Genomic DNA, 23,180 nt, shown 5'->3' on the forward strand with positions numbered 1-23,180 from the left:
CTGCTTTGTCAACAGCTTTTTCATTTTTTTACGCAATTTCTTTCCAGCTTTTTTATTCAACCAGAAAAAGGCTTGTATATCAAGAAATAAGCAGTCCAGCATTGTCTGGTTTTTTATCCTGCCTAAGCCCCGGAAAGCTCTGATTTTGAGCCTTTAACAAATCTGTTTTCCCTCCTGTCCTGTAAGCAGAAGTTTTTATAGGATGGGAGGGCATCCTCAGACTGGCTGGCAGCGCAGCACTCCTTTTCCAAAGCATAAAGACGGAAAAACAGATTTCTTGGAAATGCATCCATTTTAAAAAACATTTTAAAACTTGTCTTTGGAAGATAACAATTCCCCGCTCCCTTATCCCAACATCTCAAACAGATCCTTCCGTTCCAGACTGTCAAAACCAAAGGTCTTTTTACCGACATGGCGGAAATGCACAGAAAATGTTTTTCGCTGGAGATTGATCTCTTCTATCGAGCCAGTACCAAAAATGACATGGGCAACTTCCATTCCCTGACGCAGCATCTTGCCATTGACGGCGAAAACGGTATTTTCCGCAAAAGGAAGGAACCGGCTTTCCAGCAAATCGTATCCCATTCCCACGCAGGGAGCAAAAACAGACAAAGTATTTTTGGCTCTGGTCATGGCGGTGTAGAAAAGGCGGGTCTCTTCTTCCAATGCAGCATGATCCCCCAAAATCTCATCATCCACAGCCTCTTTGGCTGGGAAAATTCCCTCCAGAGCGTCCCCAATGATCACATGGTCATATTCCTGTCCTTTGGCCGAATGAACTGTAGACAAGCGGATAGCTGCGTCAGCATCATTTTGTCCCAACAGCTGTTCCGCTGACGGCAGCCAAAGCAGAAATTGTTCTGCGGAATGAAAATCCTCCGCCAGCTGTCTGAGTAATATCAGACGAAGAATATAGCTGTTGAGCTGATAGGTTGTGGCATCGCGCCGCTCCAGGAACTCCAGATATCCCAGCTGATCCACAATTGTACGGATTTGTACTTCCGGTGCTTTTCCCCGCATCTTTTGCAGCATTCTATCGGTGTAAAGTATTTTACCTGTACGCTTATTTACTGCCGTATCATGGTCCACAATCCACCGCAGATAGGAATCTCTCTTCTCCTCCAGCGCCCTTTGCACGGTTTCTCTGGAGATGCCGCATCCCAGCAGCGGGTATGCCCGGCGAAAATAGTCTGGATTGGAGGGGTCCAACGCCAGACGAAGGAGAGCGGAAATATCCCTGGTGATAAAGTCAGCGCCATATCCCAGCTTGCTTTCACTGGCAGAGTATGGAATCCCTTTCTTTCTGAGGATTCTGGCCACGCCCATACCAGTATAAGAAGAGCGGTACAAAACCGCACAGCTTCCCTGTCGGCTGAGCCCAATAGCCAGCTGAGCAATGGCTTCGTATTCCTGTTCCAGGGTACAATCCCGATACAAGCGCACCTGTTCCCCCTCCTCACGGCTGGTGAAGATCGCTTTGGGATACCGGCTGCTGTTATGGCGGATGAGCTTGTCCGCGGCGGAAACAATACTGCTGGTGCTGCGATAGTTTTCCTCCAGCTTCATCAGATGTCCATCGGGAAAGGTCTCAAAAAATTCCAGCATTCCCTGAGGATAGGCACCCCGAAAGCCATAGATACTCTGGTCCTCGTCCCCCACCAGAAAGAGGCTCCCCTCTGTCAGCAATTTCAGCAGTTCATACTGAATTTTGGAAATATCCTGGGCCTCATCCACCAAAATATGGTCATAGCGCTGGCGGGTACGCTGCAAAAGCACAGGATAACGTTTCAGTGCAGTAACGGAAAACAGCAGCATGTCATCAAAATCCATGAGATTTTCATTACGCTTGACCTCAATATACCGCTGATAAAGCCGCGCAAAATTTTCCAGGGAAAAGCGGGCCTGCACATCTACCGCTTTAGCCCCCATATTGACGGTATAGCTGATGGCGCTGGAGAGGCGATTGAGCTGTTCCTCCCCGATAAACTCCCCTGTCAGCTCTCTATAGATACTGGACAGCAGCCGTTCCCGGCCACCTTTCTCCCCTTCCAGCAAAGTGGGCATTTTGGAGCCTTTCCAGCTGGCGTAATCCCGCAGCAGGTGGAAGCAAAAGCTGTGAACGGTGGAAAAACGGGGCTGCGGCAGCTTGAGGGGATCAAAGAGCTTGTTCCATCTGACCAGCATATCTTTGGCAGACTCCCGATTGAAGGTAAGCACCAGGATCCGCCGGGGATCTGCCCCGGTATTCTTCAGCAAATGGGCGACGCGGGAGGTGAGGACGGTCGTTTTGCCGGCCCCCGGCACTGCCAGCAGTAAAATTCTGCCCACCGGGGCCTCCACCGCTTCCCGCTGCTGCTGAGATAAGAAAATATGCTGCTGTGCACTCAGATAATCAGGGACTGAAAACATAGGGTTGGAAATTTCCCTCCTCCGCGAAAAAACAACTGCCGCTCCAGCACAGAAAGCGGCAGCTGTCCCATAAAACCAATTATTTTTTCTTTTTCCTGTCGGTCAGCAGCTGATGGCGGGCCGAAGCGTAATCGGATACCTGGGTGGAAAGTCCTTTTTTCTCCAGACGCCAGCTGAAGAATTCTCTGGCCAGGCCGAAGAGAACCGCCAGCAGCGGCACACCAATGATCATACCCACAAAGCCATACAGTCCGCCGAAGAGGAGAATGGCAAAGATGACCCACATGGCACTCAAACCGGTGGATTGTCCCAGGATAGCCGGCCCCAGGATATTGCCGTCAAACTGCTGAAGCACCAGCACGAACAGGGCAAAGCCCAACGCCTGGGCGGGACCGCCGCCGATGAGCACCAGCAGGATACCGGGGATGGCACCGATAAAGGGGCCGAAATAAGGGATGATGTTGGTCACGCCCACGATGAGGCTGACCAGTGTAATAAAGGGCATCTTGAAGATCCACATACCAATGCCGCACAGGATGCCGATGATGAGAGAATCGATGATCTTGCCGATGATGAAGCCGCTGAACTTTTCATTGCTGTCATGGGCGATATCGATCAGGCGGCAGACCATCCGCTCAGGAAAGAGGGCGTAGAGGATCTGCTTGCACTGTGCGAAGAGGGTCTCCTTGTTGGCCAGCATATACAGCGAGATGATGGCTCCCATGATCAGGTCGATGACGCCGGAGGTCACCCGAGTGGTGAGGCTGACCGCCTGGAGCATGGTCGTTACCACAAAGGAGGTAATGCCCTGGACAAACTGGTCGATAGCCTTGCCCACCTCTTCCGAGAACAGCTCCTCAGGAATCATGGCCGTCAGCTCCGAAACGATGGTATCCACCTGAGTGGAATAGAAGGCAATATTTTTAGCGATTGCGGTGACGCTTTCGGCCAGGGTGGGGATGACCACCAGAAAAAAGATGACCGCCACAAACAGGGACAGCAGATAAGCCAGCAGCAGCGCCAGATTTCTGCGCATCCGCCCCGACAGCTTCTGTCCCGGCAGCCGCCGCTCAAAAAAGACCATAAGGGGATTAAGCAGAAAAGCGATGCCAAAGCCATAAACAAAGGGCACCAGATAAGCGAAAATGGTTTTGACCAATCCCCATACCTTTTCGTAATTGACGGCAAACATTCCAAACAGGATGGATGCCGCAATGACCAGGAAGGCATAAATGGCGATGGTAGTGTAACGAGGCTCCCAGTCGAATCGTTTCATTCCATGTTCCTTTCTTACTGTTCTTGGGCCTGCTCCTCCAGCAGCAGCCAATGGTCCATACATTCCTCCAACTGCTGCTGCTTCTCCTGCTGCTGAGCGCACAGCTCCTGAAGGAGAAGATAGTCCGCGGCGGTTTCCGGCAGCGCCAGCTGACGCTGGATGTCCGCCAGCTCCTGTTCCAGAGCGGCAATGGCCTTTTCGGTCTCAGCGTGGTCCTTCCGCCGCTGCGCCTCCTCCCGGCGGGCTTCCTTTCCTCTGCGGTAGGCGGCCTTTTGAGGAGAATCAGGCTTTTGCTCGGCAGCCGGTTCCTTTTTGGAAACGGAATGCTCCACCTTTGCTTTCAGATATGCGGTGTAGCCCCCTTTATAGGCTGTCAGGATACCGTCCTCCAGCTCCATGATCCGGTTGGGCAGACGGTCCAGCAGATAACGGTCGTGGGAGATCATCACCAGTGTACCGGTGTAGGCGCTCAGGGCCTCCTCCAGTACCTCCTTGGTAGCCAGGTCCAGATGGTTGGTGGGCTCATCCAGCAGCAGGACGTTGGAATCCGCCAGGCAGATGATGGCCAGCTTCAGCCGTGCCCGCTCTCCGCCGGAAAGCTGTCCCACCTGCTTGAAGGCGTCCTCTCCCGTCAGCCCCAGAGCCCCCAGCATGGAGCGCAGAGGCGTTTCATAGCTTCTGGGATAGTGCTTCCACATGGTATCCAGTACTGTCAGCTGCAAATCCAGGTTTTCGCTCCCCTGTTCGTAGTAAGACAGGCGCACACCACGTCCCCAATCCACCCGGCCTTTACAGCCCTCCGGGTGCATCAGGCACTTGAGCAGAGAGGTCTTTCCCGCGCCGTTGCCGCCGATAATGGCCACCTTGTCCCCGCGGGCCACCTCAAAATCCGCCTGAGGAATCAGGATTTTCCGCTGTTCCCCTTCCCCTACCGCTACTTCCAGACCAGAGACCCGCAGCACGTCCTTCACCGGCTCGCTGCTGTAATGCAGCCGGATCACCGGAGGCTTCAGCCGGGGCTTGGGGGCTTCCACCGGCTCCATCCGCTCCAGCATTTTCTGGCGGCTCTGAGCCATCTTGGTGGTGGAGGCCCGCACCAGATTTCTGGCTACATAATCCTCCAGCTTGGCCCGCTCCTCCTGCTGGGCCTCGTACAGCTTTTGCTGTCTTGCGTCCCTTTCCTTGCGCAGAGCCAGATACCGGGTATAGTTTCCGGGAAAAACCGTCAGCTCTCCCCGGTCCATCTCCCAGATCCTTGAGCACAGGCGGTCCAGGAAATACCGGTCATGGGAGACCACCAGCAGTCCTCCCTTGTAAGTGGACAGATAATCCTCCAGCCAGCCCAGGGTTTTGAAATCCAGATGGTTGGTGGGCTCGTCCAGAATCAGCAGCCGGGGCTCCTCCAGCAGCAGTTTGGCAATAGCCAGCCTGGTCTGTTCCCCGCCGCTGAGCTTGTCGATGGTCTGGTCCTCGCTGAACTCCGAAAAGCCCATACCGGTAAGCACCGTGTTGATCTTCACATCCACATGGTACCCATCCCGGGCCAGGAAGCGGTCCTCCAGCAGATGATACCGCTCCTCCGCCTCCCTTCTACGGGGGCCCTCAGGCGCCTGGGCCATCTCCTCCGCGGCGGCCTGCATCTGTGCCTCCAACTCATAGACGTCCGCAAACACCCGACGCATTTCTTCCCTGATGGTGTTGCCCTGACGCAGCCCGCTGTTCTGCCGCTGGTAACCGATGGTCAGGTCAGTGCCACGGGCCACCTCCCCTTCGTCCGCCTCCAGGCTTCCGGCAATGATGTTGAGCAGGGTGGTTTTTCCGGCGCCGTTGGCCCCTACCAGACCCACACGGTCATGATCCTCTATTTTTGCGGTCACGTTCTGAAAGATCAGATCGCTGCCATAGGATTTTTTAACATTCTGTAATGAGATGAGCAATTGATTCCCTCCTGGCCGCCGCTTCCTTTATAAAAACGACGGACGATTTCTCCCGCCTTCAAGGGAAGAGCTTCGATTCAAAAACAGTATAACACAATCATCACAGATGCACAACAAAGGGCCCGGTGTCGCCGGGACCCTTATGATGATAGTATATTTTTTCCATTCCTTCAAGTATCATCCTGTGATCAAAGTGTGAATATAAAAGCTTTTTCACAATTGCATTTTCCCGAGCGCCGCCCGTCTTTCTCCCCTGCCCGGATTGTTCGTGGGAAAACGGTTGCTGCCCCGGATCTCCAGGCAGTCAGAGGGATTGCGTTGGTTTTGCCGTGAGCAGACGACCTATGATCTGGAACGCTGACGCTTTTGAACCTCTGAAAAGCTGGAGATGTGTCCGGGAGAATGTCCAGATTCCCCTCTTTCTGATTTTGCAAGCACAGCAGGCGGGCAAAAGATCAGGACGTGTGCCTCTTTTTATGATGACGGCTTCTATTTTTCCGGCACACTTGCCTTGCAGCGATTTTTCACTCTCCCCTGCACTGTAAAAATGCATACCGCCTTGATGGGACACCAGGGATATGATAAGATAGGAGCGGTGAAAATGATGGTGGAAGAGCGGCCGCAAAAAGTTCCGCTTTTCCGTGAAAATAAGGAGAAAGAATAAGATGCTTCAAAAAAATGATGTCATCCAATTGGAGATCCAGTCTGTCACCAATGAGGGCAGCGGTGTGGGCCGTCACGAAGGTATGGCGGTGTTTGTCCCCATGACCGCCGCCGGCGAGCTGGTGCAGGTGAAGATCGTCAAGGTACTCAAAAACTACTGCTACGGCATTGTGGAGCAGGTGCTGCGCCCCTCTGAGCAAAGGCTCGTTCCCGACTGTCCTGTTTTCCGCCGGTGCGGGGGTTGTTCCCTGCGCCATTTAAGCTACCAGGAGGAGCTGCGCTGCAAGGGGGAATGGGTACGGGATGTATTGCAGCGGATCGGGGGGCTTTCCCTGACTGTTCCGCCGGTTCTCCCTTCCCCTCTGGAGCGGGGATACCGCAACAAAGCCCAATATCCCTTCGGCCTGTCTCCGGATGGAAAAGCCTACTGCGGCTTTTACGCCTCCCGAAGCCACACGATCATACCGGCGGAGGGGTGCCTGCTTCAGCCGCCCTTTTTTGAGAAAATCTGCCGGGCCGTTTGCGCCTACATCGACCAGACCGGCGGGGATATATATGAGGAGAATACCGGCAAGGGTTTGTTCCGGCATCTGTATCTCCGTTGGGCGGAGGCTACAGGGGAGGTCATGGTTTGCCTGGTGATCAACGGCGAGCGCATTCCACGGCCCCAGCTGCTGGTGGAACGGGTTCTGGCCACCTGTCCTCAAACCGCCTCCATTCAGCTGAACATCAACAAGCGCAATACCAATGTGATCCTGGGGCAAAAGAGCACCGTTTTGTGGGGCAAAGAGGCCATCACCGACATTCTGGCGGGGGTACGGGTGCGGATCTCTCCCCTCTCCTTTTATCAGGTCAACCATCAGGGAGCGGAACGTCTGTACCGCACCGCCGCTGAGATGGCCCAGCTCCAGCCGGAGGACCGTCTGCTGGATCTGTACTGCGGAGCGGGCACCATCGGCCTGTCCATGGCGGGGCAGGTACGGGAGCTGACGGGGGTGGAAATCGTGGAAAGCGCAGTTCGGGACGCCCGGCAGAACGCCGCGGAAAACGGCATTCACAACGCCCGTTTTTACTGTGAGGACGCCGGGATGGCAGCGTCCCGCCTGGTTCGGGAGGGACTGCGTCCCGATGTCATCGTTCTGGACCCGCCCCGGAAGGGCTGTGATGAAACCACCATCGACGCGGTCTGCGCCATGGCCCCCAAACGGCTGGTGATGATCTCCTGCAATCCCGCCACTATGGCCCGGGATCTGAAACTGCTGGTCCAGCGGGGCTACCAGGTGGAGCGGGTCCAGCCGGTGGATATGTTCCCCAGGACCAACCATGTAGAATGCTGCGCCGCCCTTACAAACAGCGGCAAATGACCGAAAGCATCTGCTATGGGATATAGAAGCGGGAGGGGTTTTTCCGTGTTCCACAAATGGGAACAGCCAGAAGGACTGTGTTTCCTTTTTGCAGCGTCCAAACTGTTTCCCGGTGATGCCTCCCGGGGCGCGGGCGGCCCTCTGCCCCGGCAAAAGGAAAGGCGGTCCCGCCTTCGCTTTTAAAAAGCCGGGCCCTAGGCAGGGATGATGAAGATCGGATCAAAAGGAGCGTATTTCCATGAGGCAAAAACTGGAACAACTGTTTCTTTGCTTTATGCTCTATTCCTTTTTGGGCTGGTGCTACGAGGTGTTTCTGGAAGTGGTGGTCTACCGCTGGGGTTACTCCGATCGGGGGGTGCTGGTGGGGCCCTATTGCGTGGTCTATGGCTTTGGGGCGCTGCTGATCATTGGCTGTCTGAGCGCCCTTAAACGCAGAAGGATTCCACTGGGAGCGGTAAACATCACACCGGTTTTGGTGTTTTTAGCCATTGTGGCGCTGACCACAGCGGTGGAACTGGCGGCAAGCTATCTGATGGAATGGACAACCGGCGGCTGGATGTGGGATTACACCCGCTTTTCCCCCAATTTCCAGGGACGCATTGCCCTCAATCCCAGTCTCCGCTTCGGGGCGGGGGGAATGGCGATTTTGTATCTGATCCAGCCCTTCTTTGACCACCTGCTGAACCGTATTTCAGTCCGTAACCGCAGCGCTGCAGCGGATTTGCTGGGAGTTTTGCTGGCTGTGGATGTGGCCTATACCCTTTGCCGCCTGTAAAGAACGGATAAGAGCCTGTAAACCTGGCGGAATGAAGCAGCACTCCCAGCCTGTGGAAAAATCTATTGATTGAAAAGAAATTCAGCCTGATTTTGATAGCACCGCCCATGTCCGCAGGGGCTGGAAAACGGGGTATCCCGCCGGCTTTGTCCTCAACCAAGCGGACCTGCTCAGAGACACTGGGCATTTCCAGCGTATCTAACTTTTGTTACACACCCCCTCTCCCTCCAGTTCCATCTTGTGGTTCCCCGACGGACGTTTTTATGGCGGCAAGGCTTTTCTTCGTAAGCGTCCTTGCCTATTTTTTGTTCCCTCAAACAACGAAAGGAGCCTTTGATCATGACACAGAAAATCCCGGATTCTTCCACCAGCCCCTGCTGGCAAACCGACGGTGCCGGCATACGGCTGCTGACAAAGGAACAATACGCCTCTCTGGCAAAGGAACTGCCCAAAGGGGATGTTTTACTCCGGGGTTTATCTCATATCCGCTACTCCAAGGAAGAAAATTTTTCCTCCTGCAGTCAGGGGTTGATCCATGTCCCTCACAAGCGTCTGTCCTTCGGATTTTATTTTGACGCCCGCCAACTGCTGCTGATTGACAGCGGAACTTCCAGAGAGCTGGCCGGCGCTCTGGAGCGGCTGGCTCCGAATCTTCCCGCCCGGTCCACCCCTGCGTGCCTGCTGCTGCGGCTGCTGGAGCTGCTGATTGCCGACGATCTTCCCATGCTTCAGCAGACAGAGGAACGCCTGAGCAAGCTGGAGGACGAATTGCTCCGGCGCACTCCGGAGCATTTTTATGAAACCATCATCGCCTTCCGGAAGGAGTTATCCGGCTATCATTCTTATTATGAGCAGATGGGAACGCTGGGCGAACAGCTCCAGCAGTGTCTCTGCCTGACCATGGACGAGGAACAGGTGAGAAACTGGCAGCTGTACATCAACCGCACCGACCGGCTTCACGACCACTGCGAACGTCTGCGGGAATATCTGCTGCAAATCCGGGAGTTGTACCAGTCTCAAATCGAGGTGCGGCAGAACAAGATCATGACCTTTTTGACGGTGGTGACCACCATTTTTCTTCCCCTGACGCTGATTGTGGGCTGGTACGGCATGAACTTTCCGGATATGTTTGCTCTGCGCTGGCGGTACGGCTATCCGGCGGTGATTCTTATTTCCGTTGGAGTTGTGGCTGCGGAAATCATCTATTTTCATAAGAAAAAAATGCTGTGACGCAGCGCAGTTCATTGATTGGAGGCTTTCCTATGGCGACAGAAAACCGGTCCATGCGGGTCATCGCACGGATTCACTCAGATTTTCCCACCAAGTTCGGCATTCCCCGCCAGAGCGGTTTAGTAAAAAGCCTGCGGTCCCGGATCATATTCGAGCCGGAGTTCCGTGTTCCCGAAGCGGTGCGGGGTCTGGAGGAATTTTCTCACATCTGGCTGGTGTGGGAGTTTTCCCAGTCGGTGCGGGAGGGCTGGTCCCCCACCGTTCGCCCACCCCGTCTGGGGGGCAACAAAAGGATGGGGGTTTTTGCCACCCGTTCCCCCTTCCGGCCCAATCCCATCGGTCTGTCCGCCGTCCAATTGAAGCGGGTGTATCTGGATGATGAGCTGGGGCCGGTACTGGAGGTGCTGGGGGCGGACCTGATGGACGGGACCCCTATTTTCGACATCAAGCCTTATCTCCCCTTTGCTGACAGCTATCCAGAGGCATCGGGCGGATTCGCGGAGCCCCTGCGGGCTCACCGGCTGGAGGTGGAGCTTTCGGAGCCGTGGAGAAGCATGGTTCCTCAGCCGCTTTTGGAAGGGCTGCTGGAGGTATTGGCCCAGGACCCCAGGCCCTCTTATCAGCATGATCCCACCAGAGTATATGGTTTTACCTTCGGCGGGATGGAGGTGCGCTTTACCGTAAAAGAGGACCGGCTCACCGTTGGGGAAATCCTTCCCCTGTCCCGGAAGGAGGAGTGAAAACGGCGATGCCCGTTTCAGTGTTAAGAAAAAGTTCGGCACACTTTCAGAGGTATCCCATATTGCTGGATCTGCAGCAGATTCCTGACGAAACCAGCGTCGGTCCCCTCCGGTCTCACACCCCTGCTGGTCCGGAGCTATGATTTTAGACTTTGCTTTTGGGACACAGGTTTTTGGCCGTGCGAAGCGGAGCTGTCCGTTTCTTTTTCAGAATACTGCCGTTGCCAGCTTAAAAATTTCTTTTTTCGCCCGGAAAGCATATTGTTCCAGAGGGCAAAAAATGCTATAATCAAACGTCGTATGGAGTAAAGACTGCGGCAAAATTCCACTGGCTTTCATGCCGTTTTCATTGGAAAGGAGCAATCGTAGATGACCATTCGTATCGGTATTCTCGGCTATGGCAATTTGGGACGGGGTGTGGAGTGCGCTGTCCGTCACAATCCGGACATGACCCTCGCCGGCGTATTTACCCGCAGGGATCCCGCCTCGCTCACTCTGCTCACCCCTGGTGTAAAGGCTTATTCCATCGCGGAGGCTCCCGCTATGGCCGATCAGATTGATGTGATGATCCTCTGCGGAGGAAGCGCCACCGATCTGCCGGTACAGACCCCGGAGTTTGCCGCGCTTTTTAATGTAGTGGACAGCTTTGATACCCATCCCCGCATCCCGGAGCATTTTGCCGCGGCTGATGAGGCGTCCAAAAAAGGCGGGAAGGTCAGCGTCATTTCCGCCGGATGGGACCCCGGTATGTTCTCTGTCAGCCGTCTGTACGCTCAGTCCATTCTTCCCGGAGGCAGCACCTACACCTTCTGGGGCAAGGGTGTCAGCCAGGGCCATTCCGATGCCATCCGCCGCATTTCAGGGGTAGTGGATGCCCGTCAGTATACCATTCCTGTGGACGCAGCGCTGGAGGCTGTACGCTCCGGGTCTGAGCCGGTCCTCACCACCCGCCAGAAACATACCCGTGAATGCTTTGTGGTGGCGGAGGAAGGGGCCGATACCGCCAGAATCGAGCATGAGATCAAGACTATGCCCGACTATTTCGCGGATTATGACACCACCGTACATTTTATTTCTCTGGAAGAGCTGCGTCGGGATCACAGCGGCATTCCCCACGGCGGTTTTGTCATCACCAGCGGAAAGACCGGCTGGAATGATGAAAACACCCATGTGGTGGAGTACCGTCTGAAGCTGGATTCCAATCCGGAGTTTACTTCCTCCATTCTGGTGGCCTGCGCCCGCGCCGCTTTCAGAATGAATCAGGAGGGCCGTACCGGCTGTGTGACCCTGTTTGATATTCCCCCGGCTTATCTGAGCCCCAAGAGCGGCGAGGAGCTTCGCAAGGAGCTGCTGTAAGCCTGCTTGCCCGTATGGTTTTTACCCGGCGGCCTTTCGCTCCAACGGAGGGCTGTCGGGTTTCGTTTGCACAAGATTTTGGGATGAAATCCATCGCTCCGGCCGGTCCGGAGTGTCTGGGAGGAACCATTGATGAAACAAGATCACAGTGAAGCGCTGGAGATTGCCGTTTATGCCGGAAATATTCTGCTGCAAAGCGGCGCAGAGATTTTCCGGGTGGAGGAAACCATCGACCGCATCACCAGCGCTTACGGTGTGGAATCCTGCAATTCCTTTGTATTGAGCAGCGGCATTTTTACCACCGCCGGAAGCCAGCGGGAGGAATATTTCGCCAAGGTCAAGCACATTCCTCTCAGCGGCGCCAGGCTGGACAAGGTGGAGGCGGTCAATCAGCTTTCCAGAGAGATCTCCCGTGGAGAGCACACTCTGGAGGAGGCTCGCCGCAGGCTGGAGGAGATTGATGCCATGCCCAAAAAGTCTGCCCGCTCCAGGATTCTGGCCTCGGGGGTAGGCAGCGGGTGCTTCTGTCTGCTGTTTGGCGGCAGTCTGCCGGATTGCTTTGTTTCTTTTTGGGCCGGGCTGCTGCTGTACTGCTATCTGTATGGGATCGAAAACCGTTCCCTTTCAAAAATCACCTCCACCATCGGCGGCAGCGCCCTGGCGACGCTGGTTTCGGTAGTGCTGTTCCGTCTTGGACTGGGGGCTAATCTCAATCAGATCGTCATTGGTTCCATCATTCCTCTGCTGCCCGGGGTTTCCTTTACCACCGCCATCCGTGACATTGCCGACGGAGACTATATTGCCGGCAGCGTGCGGATGCTGGACGCCATGCTGGTATCGCTGTGCATCGTGGCCGGCGTGATGCTGGTATATACTCTTTATCACCGACTGACAGGAGGCTTTCTGTAATGCTGCTTCAGATCATAGCCGCCTTCACCGGCACCATTGCCTTCGCGCTGCTGTTTCATGTGCCAAGACCCTATTACTTCACCTGCGGCGTCACCGGCGCTCTGGGTTGGGCCTGTTATCTGCTGCTGGCGCCATCCACTTCTCCAGCAGAGGCTGCGTTTTTCTCAACCGCTCTGGTGGCGCTGCTGTCTCGCTTTTTCGCCATTCGGGAGCGGTGTCCTGTAACCATTTTTCTTATTTCCGGCATTTTGCCTCTGGTGCCTGGAAGCGGCATTTACTGGACCGCTTACTATTTGCTGCAGGCGGAAACTGAAATGTCCTCGGCCAAAGGCTTTGAGACAGTCAAAATCGCCGTTGCCATGGTATTGGGGATCGTATTCGTTTTTGAATTACCCCAAAAGCTGTTCCGCATCTTCATTCCCCATACTAAACCGTCGAAATGAGGTTCTGTAATGAAACCCTACGAGAAGCCGTCAAAAAAACAAAAAGAAACGGTGCGTACCGCCAATCCCGCTGCCTGTCCCCTGGCTAAAAAATGCGGGGGCTGCCAGCTGCAAAACATGAGTTACCCCCAGCAGCTCCAATGGAAGCAGCGGAAGGTAGAGCGTCTGCTGGGAAAATTCCATAGGGTGGAACCCATCATCGGGATGGAGCATCCTGTTCATTACCGAAACAAGGTTCAGGCCGCTTTTGGGCTGGATCGCGGCCGCAGGATCATTTCCGGAGTGTATCAGTCCAGCACCCACCGCATCGTACCGGTGGACAGCTGCATGATCGAGGATCAAAAGGCGGATCAGATCATCACCTCCATCCGCCATCTGCTCCCTCAATTCCGTATCCAGCCCTTTGATGAGCGGACCGGCCAGGGGCTGCTTCGTCACGTTTTGGTCAAGCGGGGCTTTTCCAGCGGGCAAATCATGGTGGTGCTGGTGACGGTCTCCCCTATCCTGCCGGCCAAAAACCGTTTTGTGGAAGCGCTGCTGCAAAAACATCCTGACATCACCACGGTTGTTCAGAACATCAATCCCGGTTTTACCAGCATGGTTCTGGGGGAGCGGGAAAAGGTGCTTTATGGTCCAGGCACAATTGAGGATACCCTGTGCGGCTGTGTGTTCCGCATTTCCGCCAAGTCCTTTTATCAGATCAATCCCGTCCAAACGGAGGTTCTCTATTCCAGGGCGCTGGAAATGGCCCGGCTGGCCGGTTCAGAACGGGTGATCGACGCTTACTGCGGCATCGGCACCATCGGGATGATCGCGGCCCGCCAGGCTGGACAGGTTCTGGGAGTGGAGCTGAATCGGGATGCTGTCCGGGACGCCATTTCCAACGCGAAGCGAAACAACATCACCAACATCTACTTTCAGTGTGCTGACGCTGGAGAATTTATGCGGGAAATGGCTGCCGAAGGCGAGACAGCTGATGTGGTGCTGATGGATCCGCCCCGTGCGGGCAGCGATGAGGCGTTTCTGTCCTCTCTGGTAAAGCTTTCCCCCACAAAGGTTGTATATATCTCCTGCAACCCGGAAACCCAGGTGCGGGATGTAACCTATCTGACCCAAAATGGCTACAGTGTCTGCGCCATTCAGCCGGTGGATATGTTCCCTTATACCAACCATGTGGAAACGGTAGTACTTTTGTCCAAACTTAATACCAAGCAACATATCGAGGTGGAGTTGAATCTGGACGAACTGGATTTGACGTCGGCGGAAAGCAAGGCTACCTATGAGGAAATCAAGGCGTATGTACTGGAGCATACTGGCCTGAAAGTCAGCCATCTCTATATCGCCCAGGTCAAACAGAAGTATGGCATTATTGAGCGGGAGAACTATAATAAGCCAAAGTCTGAAAATGCCAAACAGCCGAAATGTCCGCCAGAAAAGGAAGCGGCAATTACAGAGGCACTGAAGTTCTTTGGGATGATTTGAGGTGAACAACGTGGAGCGTGCGATCTCTTGTGAGTTCAATTTGGATACAGCCTGCGTTGAACTGAAATTTGCTGATGGTAGCATGATTTCGATTGATACGGTTGCTGTTGAAAATGAGGTAGCAGACAATATGTATCAACGATCCGAATTGGACTGGTTAATCTATAACCAGCCACTAGAATATGCAAATGTAGTGTTGAACGGAGGCTTGGAGAAATATATTCACGGAACACCCCAGCATCGTTTGACAGATTAACTGCATAGATTTGTAAAGCCCATCGGTCAATACTGACCGATGGGCTTTGTTTTAAGGTTCTTTCCACAACTCTGTAAGATTTATGGTGCTACTTTGTGGTTGCTGTTGTTTTGGCAATAAATCAACCTGCACCAAAACAGGGAAATTGGAAGCAACGCCAGTAAAGATACACGCTCCTTGTGGCAGGACAGAGATCATTTCATATGAAGTGTTGTCAATGAATGCCACAGCTTTACCAATGGCTCGTATATCCTCATTGTTAACCAATCGATGAATGAAATAGTTATGCAATTGAGAAATAATGGTTTCCGATATGTCAGATGGACGCTGACTTGATATAGTTAAAAACGTTCCAAACTTTCGCCCTTCTTTGATGATTTCTTCAAAAGTTTCTAAGCGGTAATCTTTCCATGTCTGACTTTCTCGCTCCGATGTTGTAGACAAGACATTATGCGCTTCGTCAATGATAATATGTAAACTACTACCGTTGAAGTTTAGCCGTTGACGTTCATAGAAATACTTGCAAATAATTAGGGGAACAATCTTTTTGAATTCCACATTAACATCAACCAATGAATATATTGCCAGCCAATCAGCGGGAGGATTGTCACATATTTTGAAAAGACGCTTTACTCGTTTTACACGATTTTCAAATCTTGAGATAAGTGGACCAACGTGCTCCTCATTGATATACTGCGAGCATAAAGAATCTAAGTATTTATACCGTAAAGCATACTCAAATATCAAATATTCATCTTCATTTTTATAATTGTTAGGGAAAAACACTGAATCCAAAATAACAGAAACAAATTGTTGTTCGTAATCATCAGAAGTATTTCCCCAGTGATCACCATCATCATCTGCACGGCAAAATTTTGTGCCATTTGCACGAACTTGGATGCTATTTAAAATTTTGATTCCAGGTTCGGCATCAACAAATAGCAATGCCAGAATATTCTTAAGTCCTGTCAATTGCCGCAAAAACATTTGAGGGTCATCATAATATCGGAGAAGCAGATTTCTTAACATTCCACGGATATATGCCATAAGATTATCTGTCTCGCGCAACCGACGGTATAGATCAATGCTCTTGCTTAGGAAAGGCTTTTGCGTTTTCTCTGTTGCCTCACATATTATTGACCAGAGTTCAACATCTTCCAAGAAAGATTGATGAATAGGGATTGAATCTCCTGTATCAACTCTTGTTGATAGTCGATATACCCGCTTGCTGTCATCGAAGGCTTGGGTGTACTCCCCATTAAAATCGATAAGAAGAAATCTACTTTTAGCAAATCCGGGCATTCCTTTAAAACGTTGAAAGCACTCAGTGTATATTTTGGCTAACGTATTTGATTTACCACTTCCGGTATTCCCGAATATTCCTATATGACTGGCGAAGAGCGAATTTGCCGAGATAAAAAGTTTTTCTTCTTTGTAATCGTTAATAGAGCCAATGCACACAGAAGTAGTTAAATCAGAGCTAAACTCAAAAATCTTTTGTACTTCTGTATCAGCAAGCATATATGCGTCCGAGAAAACCAGCGGAATGTCAATTAAGCCTCTCTGGAAACGCCCGTCATTCAGCACACCCATAATGCTTACTTCGATAATGCGATCAATGGTTTCGCTTTCTTTTGAAAAGCGGGGTTGGCAGTTATTCTCACCTGTAGACTTATTCTCTTGAATGTATTCTCCTTCTATACGGCCAATGATATTGCTGAATCCTTTTGGAATCTTTACAAAACTACCGACAGACACATTTTTAATAACGTGTCCTTGATATACCAAAATATTGCTGTTTTTGTTTTCAAAAACACGTATACGAAGTTTTTGTCCGCGTACTTCAATCACTTGTCCGATTTTATAAAAATCGTTCATACCAATTCACCTCTATTACAATAAATTTGGACAGAAAAGCCGGGCAGCCAGTCCGGCTTTCCCTCCATCTCGTGCCTAAGCTACAATAAGAGGAGCAACTGGCTAACCTATCACCTCTTGGACTTCCATGTCCGCAAGAAAGACTGTTAGCCATCCTCTTGTTGCAGCGTTCGATTTAAGCAGGTTGAGCCACCGGATGCCGGAGAGTTCGCGTCACGCAATAGATTGAATCGGCAGCGAGAAAAGATGGATTCCAGTTGCGGATTCTTTGTATTGGGGGAATGTGAATGAACTGCGTTGGCGTCGATGTTTCTAAAGGGAAAAGCATGATCGCTGTCATGCGCCCCTTCGGAGAGGTGGTGGCTTCACCCTTTGAAGTGCGGCACACCGCCAATGAACTAAGCGAGCTGGCAGGGCTGCTCAAAAGTCTGGACGGTGAGACCCGTGTAGTGATTGAATCCACGGGTAATTACCATGCGCCGGTGGCCTGGCTGCTCCACGACGAAGGCCTTTATGTCTCGGTAGTCAATGCAATGCTGGTGCATGACTACGGAAACAACAGCTTAAGACGGGCCAAGACCGACAAGAAGGATGCCGTGAAGCTGGCCAACTACGGCCTTGACCACTGGCTCACACTGCCGAGATATGTCCCCGAGGAGGATACCCGTCTCATGCTGAAGACCTGCTACCGGCAGTACCAGCAGTATTCCAAAGTACAGACCATGTTGAAGAACAACTTGATCTCTCTACTGGACACCGCTTTCCCGGATGCAAATCGCCTGTTTACCAGTCCGCCCCGTGCTGATGGCAGCGAGAAGTGGGTGGACTTTGTAGCTGCTTTCTGGCATTGCGAATGTGTCTGTGGTCTGTCTAAGAAAGCTTTTACATCCAAGTACCAGAAGTGGTGCAGAAAGCACGGCTACTATTTCAGCGAAGATAAGGCATTGGACATATACGCCTCTGCCTGTGGGCACTTCGGTGTCATGCCAAAAACGGATACGGCAAAGCTTTTGGTAGAACAGACTATTTCCCAACTCCGGGCAACTTCCGCCGCATTAGCTGCTCTCAAACAGGAGATGCAGTCTCTGGCAGCTTCTCTGCCGGAGTATCCTGTAGTGATGGGGATGTTTGGTGTTGGCTCCACACTTGGCCCCCAACTCATAGCTGAAATTGGCGATGTGCGCCGTTTTCATTCCAAGAAAGCGCTGGTGGCCTTTGCGGGCATTGACGCCCCGCCCTACCAATCTGGCCAAATAGATGTCCGCAGCCGCAGCATTTCTAAACGGGGATCTGCATCATTGCGCAGGACACTTTTTCTGGTGATGGGCGTCATCCTGCAATGCGCTCCAATAGATGAGCCGGTCTACCAGTTCATGAACAAGAAACGCTCTGAAGGCAAGCCATACCGTGTCTACATGATGGCATCCGCCAACAAGTTCTTGCGCATCTACTACGCTTCTGTGAAAGCCTACTTGGATTCCCTGGAACACGGCTGATTTCCCTGTTTTATTCCATCTGGCTGGCCGCCGTTTCGATTTTGAGATGCTCAGCGGCTCGATTTTGTGTTGCCTTTTTTCCCGCTCCCAAAAGCTGAAATTTTTACTTGACTTTTATTAGCAGGTCTTTCTTTTAGGAATGGATATGCGACAAAATCTGATTGAAATAGTTCAAAGACAGGTTTTCTCCATCAAGTGCAATATAAGTAATGTTATTATTTTTCACTTCACCGAATAGCTTTTGGAAATCCTCAATTGCGGTGGCCTGATATACAAAAATGAGTATTTTCAACGATGGGTTAACCATAGAGCGTTTTACTAAATCTAGGATATGCTCATCCCTAAAAGAAAAACCATTGACCACCAGAAGTGAGTTCTCCTTCTCTAATTCATTAGAGAAAATACGTAAAAGCTCATAGTAATTCTTGTTCAACAGCGTGTCACTAAATTTTTCCTTGGTTGGATTCACAATTAGAAAAGCCATTTTGTACGCTTGAATGAATTTGCCGTAGTCGTCTTCTTTAGCAAGCAATGTATCGAAAATACTGCTTGCAAATAAAGATTGAATTTGCTTATTAGCTTCATCTGGCCGATTCGCTGTGAAACGTGCATCAATAGTTGACACCATAGTAGTATCGAACCACGTTGAATAAGTATTTGTAAAGTACCCTATTTTATCGCGATACTGCCGATATATAATACCGCCCCAGAAAATGTCTTGGCCCCAAGTAACAGATCCGTGTAATTTCAAAAGATTCACCGAAGGAATTTCTGCTTTCCTATTGGAGAATATGGCTTGTCTGTAATATGTTTTCGAATAATTATCAGTGGAAAAACGAGGCTCGATTCTCCCCTCAAAACCATCATTGCATATGCAATTTGAATGGTCAAAAATCAGCTCGATTATTGGATCATAATTGGTTGTAAAAATGCTAAACTGCCTATCTAACGCCGGATTGCCTCTTTCAGAAAAAATTCGGTATACAATATCTCCGAAATTTTTATATGGATCAAATGAGGAATCATATGTCGATATCTTAGAAATCGGTTCAATACATCTAACGAAAAACGACCAATACAAAAAAGCGGATAATATCGTAACTTTTTTCCTTTCATCCTCATTTTTCGCTTGGTATTTTTGCAGCGCTTCAAAAATCACCTCATTATTGCTCAAAGTTCCTAACAGATTTGCAGAGAATCCGGCGCCAAACAGGAAATTCACTCTACATCCAGAAAACAAGTTTCTGAGTATGGATTTTGTATCTTCTGAAATTGTAACCTTTCCAGCATCTACTGGAATTTCAATTATTTTATCCATGATTTCCTCTTTTTCTAATACTTATTTGTGCAGACCTTTCAGATGTTCTCTTATGCGAATCGTCTCATCGAGAGCACCCACAATATTTTCGATGTGAGTAAAGGAATCAATCGTAAGTGCTTCACCCTTATGTTCCTTGAACCACTTGTCCAACACTTGATGCCCACCAATTTGATATTTCCATACTTCTTGAGAAATGCCGGTGATACGTTTATTGGCATTTAACTGGAGCACTCCATTTTTATATTTAATGGCTCCGATTTCCATCTCATCAGGGGTATTGGGTTCAAGAGCTAGTTCTGCTGGGGCTTTAATTTGCATTAGATGCAGCTTTCTCAATCGCTCACCCGCAGAAACATACTCTCGATATAGTTCTTCGCTAACATAAAATTCCCCTTCGTCTCGTTCTTTCTCCGGTGTGTTGATGATTGGGACACGAGGAAAATCCCTGCAAAGATACTGTTCGTATTTCTCACAATATACAGGGTCATGTAAGATACCATACACATAATCAAATATCTCTATTGGCTCCGGCTTTTCAGACAGATATTGCGTTAATTTATTGAATGCTTCGTCGTTCAAATTGGCAGTCCAGCTTTCGCCAGTCAGTCCAGATTCAGAGCGGAGATAAAGTGGGGCAATATAGGTAATCTCGCACATAGCTGAGAACAGCCGATGGGCAATAATATTTTGTGATACAAACGGGGAAAAGAAACTTCTGGAAGTTTTGCAAAAGACCAAACCGATATTCGCTCCAATCGGGCAATTTGGTTCTGCCAGCAAATGTCCCATCGTGTTCTTTTCTCGGGGCCAAAGAACCCATCCACAAGAATTCCCAGAATAATATGTCCAACGAGAATCAAACGGACGAAATGAAATCGGAGTTATAGTGCCTCCGGACAATACATCATTTTGGATTTTCTCAGCTGTTTGTCCACGGCTAAATCTGCCCCATAAATCGAAAATATCTTTTTCCTCTGTGGCATTCTTAACAATGTCCATTCTCCTAATCAATTCAGCTTTTGTAGGAGCAATGGATGCTCCGTCATTACCAGAGACAATCCCTGTCACATTTACTGGGAACAGTTCGGCTACGCTAACACCTTTATCATAGGCTTCCTTCCCATTACTTCCAAACGGGATAAAATACGCCATCTTTTGATCTAGTTTCAACTGAGAGAAAACCAGGTTGCCCTTGGCCAAGGCTTCAAATTTTGCTTCTCGAGTTCCCCAAATATCCGTGTAGTACACCTTTGCCCAATCGGTTTTTTTAGTTTTCTTGACACCAATAAACAAAGAAACCCCCTGCATAATGTCAAAGATGTTTTCATCCTTGCTTCCATCTGGAGCAGTTTCCTTTTTGTTGGCACTACCGTGAAGATTCACAATATAAATTTTATCAAAGGTTCGCAGAAGGCTACCACGCATACCTCTAAAGGTCGGATTATCTAGATATCCATTATTAGATACAAAGGCGAGGACACCTTCTTTATTCTTATCAATGATCTGTTCGGAAAAACGGAAGAATTTTACGTAGTCATCATTCAGCCAGTGTTTCTTTTCACCGAAGTCGGTTACTCCATCTGTTTCGGTCTTGTATGCTGAAATGTCGTACGGGTTTGTAGATGCTGCCAAATATGGGGGATTGCCAATAATTACCTTAATTGGGCGGCGTGTTTTCCATGTATCAGCATTATAGGCTTCCTCTGTTATGGCAGCCGAAAAATCAAACAAGGTCAATTGTTCTCCACGTTCCAAATCGGACATGGGCGGTGTCAGAGTGTTGGTCAAAAAAATGTTTGTGGGAAGCTGAGTTGTCGGCAAATGACCAAGTGTTTCATCAATGGTACGGCGAATCTTCAAGTGTGCAACAACATAGCTCGTCATCATAATCTCAAACCCAATTAAGCGGGAAAGCAAGCCGTTCTCTTGCTGAATATAGTTTTCGTAAAATACTGACCGAGCACCAGAAAAATATGTGTTTTTAATGTATTTGATAATTTCCGCACCAAAAGAGCCAGTACCGCAGGCTGGATCTAGAATGGCTACACGGGGTACGGAAATCGTCATCTCGTCTGACCACTTGTTTTTCGTTATCTTGTATGGCGCACACGGAACTTTCGCAGTGATCTGTTCGTTATTAGACAACCCACCTTCAATAGCAAAATCTTCGACCAAAATTTTATCTACAAAGGAAATCAGGTATTGCACAGCTTGAACTGGTGTGTAAAAAACGCCAAGAGATTTTCTTAATGCCGGGTCATAAAAAGTCAAAAATTCCTCGTAAAAGTGGATGATCGTATCTTTCTTCTCGTCTCTTTCCAGCAAATTAGAAATATTACAAATGCGGTACAAAGAGCATAGCTTATCAATAACACCTTCAAGGGTGGGATGTTTTCTTCCAGTTCCTGTAATATGTAAAAAGAACTGCTTGAGAAGTTCAGATTCTTCTTGTAAATATTTGATGGCCTCATACCTATCAAATGAATCCGGCGTTGTGTCATTATACCTGGCAATAAATAACCCATAAACGATAGTCTGGGCATACATATCTGCAAACTCACGAGTGTTCATTAAGGGACGAAGGTCAGATTTAATCCTGCGATATAACCCGTATAGCTCCATGAACATAGGCAACTTCTTTTGATTATCAGTCAAGAGCGGTTGCCCAGTACCATCATCTTTAAGAATACCAGAAATAATGCTGCGTATTGTACGGGCGTGCATTGCCATATACTCAGCCAGCTTAGTAGATGATTTTATTTGTGCGGGGTCACGGAGCAAAAAATCTTCTAAAAGGCTAAAAAACAATTCGATATTGTCTTCTCTCAGAACTAGCTTTCCATCAACCAATTCCATAATTCGCAGACCGGTATACATCTCTGTATCACCTGCACGCCAAAACCGCCATTCAATATTGTCAGTCAAAATAGCGTTGCCATATCTATCAGCTTCAATCTTGATCTGAGAGAGCGCCCTTTTATCAATGCCACCAACCTTTTTAACTTCAACGCCGGCAAAAGGTTCGGTTTCTGTAACTTCTTCTTCGGTATGCCAAAGCTTGATATCAATATTTTCTCCAGATTGTCCTTTGCGTTCACCAGACAAATCACGGGCTGCACAGCCAATATCCGTAAATAAAGCCATTATTGGGGCATTATAAGATGATTCGACATTCCCGAGGCTATATGCGTCACACACCGCCTTGAAGTATTTCGTGATAATTTCTGTTATATTGGTTTTCTCCATGTTAGCCTCCTGCTTATACTCTATATAAAATCATACGAAAATCGTTCTTTCTTCTGCTTTTGCCATAGCGGACACATGGGAATTTGCAAAAACAAGGCAATATCCCATGTAGGAAAATCTGAGAACCACGACCCTATGGTGAAAGTGTTTTTCAGATTTTACATTTTTGACAGCGTGGAAACCACCCAGCTTTGAGAGGGTGGATACCATTGCTGCCAAAAATAATAGGGTATCCAAAGGGGAATATCCCCTTGGCTCTGGGTTTCCAATAGGGGCGAGCAGCATCCCTGTTGGCACACGATTTTCCGTAGGAAAGTCTAGTGTGTTATACCTTTGCTTCCGGCTGATGCCGGGAAGGGGCTGTCTGCGGCATCTGCAACCTGGGCAGATGGGCAGCGG

General features: G+C 50.0%; 17 protein-coding genes. 11 read left to right on the forward strand and 6 right to left on the reverse strand.

What is annotated here, in order from left to right; all coding sequences use genetic code 11:
- Positions 1 to 345 precede the first annotated feature (345 nt).
- The 3 genes from BQ5383_RS16110 to BQ5383_RS16120 form a co-directional block, all read right to left on the reverse strand.
- Entirely contained in the window at positions 346 to 2,409 is a 2,064-nt protein-coding gene (locus tag BQ5383_RS16110) for an ATP-dependent helicase (protein ID WP_071433678.1), read from the reverse strand.
- A 79-nt stretch (positions 2,410 to 2,488) separates the two neighbouring features.
- Positions 2,489 to 3,685: an AI-2E family transporter gene (locus BQ5383_RS16115; protein WP_071433680.1), complete on the reverse strand. Its 1,197-nt coding sequence runs from the start codon at positions 3,683 to 3,685 to the stop codon at positions 2,489 to 2,491.
- Positions 3,686 to 3,699: 14 nt separating this feature from the next.
- Entirely contained in the window at positions 3,700 to 5,622 is a 1,923-nt protein-coding gene (locus BQ5383_RS16120; RefSeq protein ID WP_071433682.1) for an ABC-F family ATP-binding cassette domain-containing protein, read from the reverse strand.
- Positions 5,623 to 6,010: 388 nt separating this feature from the next.
- Between BQ5383_RS16120 and BQ5383_RS16125 the strand changes: the two genes are divergently transcribed.
- From BQ5383_RS16125 to BQ5383_RS16170, 10 genes are all read left to right on the forward strand, one after another.
- The gene (locus tag BQ5383_RS16125; protein WP_071433684.1) at positions 6,011 to 6,286 is read left to right on the forward strand and encodes a hypothetical protein; all 276 of its coding nucleotides are present in this window, start codon (positions 6,011 to 6,013) and stop codon (positions 6,284 to 6,286) included.
- Between the two features lies 1 nt (position 6,287).
- Positions 6,288 to 7,649, forward strand: a complete 1,362-nt coding sequence (gene rlmD / locus BQ5383_RS16130; protein WP_071433686.1) for a 23S rRNA (uracil(1939)-C(5))-methyltransferase RlmD — start codon at positions 6,288 to 6,290, stop codon at positions 7,647 to 7,649.
- Between the two features lie 238 nt (positions 7,650 to 7,887).
- Positions 7,888 to 8,424 carry a putative ABC transporter permease gene (locus BQ5383_RS16135; RefSeq protein ID WP_071433688.1) on the forward strand — a complete coding sequence of 179 codons (537 nt, stop codon included), beginning with the start codon at positions 7,888 to 7,890 and terminating at the stop codon, positions 8,422 to 8,424.
- Positions 8,425 to 8,763: 339 nt separating this feature from the next.
- Positions 8,764 to 9,654 carry a magnesium transporter CorA family protein gene (locus tag BQ5383_RS16140; RefSeq protein ID WP_071433690.1) on the forward strand — a complete coding sequence of 297 codons (891 nt, stop codon included), beginning with the start codon at positions 8,764 to 8,766 and terminating at the stop codon, positions 9,652 to 9,654.
- A 32-nt stretch (positions 9,655 to 9,686) separates the two neighbouring features.
- Entirely contained in the window at positions 9,687 to 10,394 is a 708-nt protein-coding gene (gene tsaA, locus BQ5383_RS16145) for a tRNA (N6-threonylcarbamoyladenosine(37)-N6)-methyltransferase TrmO (RefSeq protein WP_071433692.1), read from the forward strand.
- 369 nt (positions 10,395 to 10,763) lie between these two features.
- Positions 10,764 to 11,750 carry a diaminopimelate dehydrogenase gene (locus BQ5383_RS16150; RefSeq protein WP_071433694.1) on the forward strand — a complete coding sequence of 329 codons (987 nt, stop codon included), beginning with the start codon at positions 10,764 to 10,766 and terminating at the stop codon, positions 11,748 to 11,750.
- Between the two features lie 132 nt (positions 11,751 to 11,882).
- Entirely contained in the window at positions 11,883 to 12,659 is a 777-nt protein-coding gene (locus BQ5383_RS16155; RefSeq protein WP_071433696.1) for a threonine/serine exporter family protein, read from the forward strand.
- Positions 12,659 to 13,102, forward strand: coding sequence for a threonine/serine exporter family protein (locus BQ5383_RS16160; protein ID WP_071433698.1), 444 nt, complete (start codon positions 12,659 to 12,661; stop codon positions 13,100 to 13,102). Before BQ5383_RS16155 ends, BQ5383_RS16160 begins: the two co-directional genes overlap by 1 nt.
- Positions 13,103 to 13,111: 9 nt before the next feature.
- A complete protein-coding gene (gene rlmD / locus BQ5383_RS16165) occupies positions 13,112 to 14,584 on the forward strand; it encodes a 23S rRNA (uracil(1939)-C(5))-methyltransferase RlmD (RefSeq protein ID WP_083390031.1) in 1,473 nt (490 codons plus the stop codon).
- 1 nt (position 14,585) lies between these two features.
- Positions 14,586 to 14,840, forward strand: coding sequence for a DUF6061 family protein (locus BQ5383_RS16170; protein ID WP_476726768.1), 255 nt, complete (start codon positions 14,586 to 14,588; stop codon positions 14,838 to 14,840).
- Between the two features lie 51 nt (positions 14,841 to 14,891).
- Here BQ5383_RS16170 and BQ5383_RS16175 read toward each other — a convergent pair whose 3' ends face one another.
- Positions 14,892 to 16,718, reverse strand: a complete 1,827-nt coding sequence (locus BQ5383_RS16175) for an ATP-binding protein (protein WP_071433700.1) — start codon at positions 16,716 to 16,718, stop codon at positions 14,892 to 14,894.
- 287 nt (positions 16,719 to 17,005) lie between these two features.
- Here BQ5383_RS16175 and BQ5383_RS16180 point away from each other — a divergent pair, with 287 nt between their 5' ends.
- On the forward strand, positions 17,006 to 18,214 hold the full coding sequence (locus BQ5383_RS16180; RefSeq protein WP_071433702.1) for an IS110 family RNA-guided transposase: 1,209 nt from the start codon (positions 17,006 to 17,008) through the stop codon (positions 18,212 to 18,214).
- A 133-nt stretch (positions 18,215 to 18,347) separates the two neighbouring features.
- On the opposite strand, the gene BQ5383_RS16185 is transcribed toward BQ5383_RS16180, so the two are convergent.
- Positions 18,348 to 19,532, reverse strand: a complete 1,185-nt coding sequence (locus BQ5383_RS16185) for an SIR2 family protein (protein WP_071433705.1) — start codon at positions 19,530 to 19,532, stop codon at positions 18,348 to 18,350.
- A gap of 21 nt (positions 19,533 to 19,553) precedes the next feature.
- Positions 19,554 to 22,781, reverse strand: a complete 3,228-nt coding sequence (locus tag BQ5383_RS16190) for a type ISP restriction/modification enzyme (protein WP_071433706.1) — start codon at positions 22,779 to 22,781, stop codon at positions 19,554 to 19,556.
- Positions 22,782 to 23,180 lie beyond the last annotated feature (399 nt).

The organism is Angelakisella massiliensis (assembly GCF_900104675.1).
In the GTDB taxonomy this organism is placed as follows: domain Bacteria; phylum Bacillota; class Clostridia; order Oscillospirales; family Ruminococcaceae; genus Angelakisella; species Angelakisella massiliensis.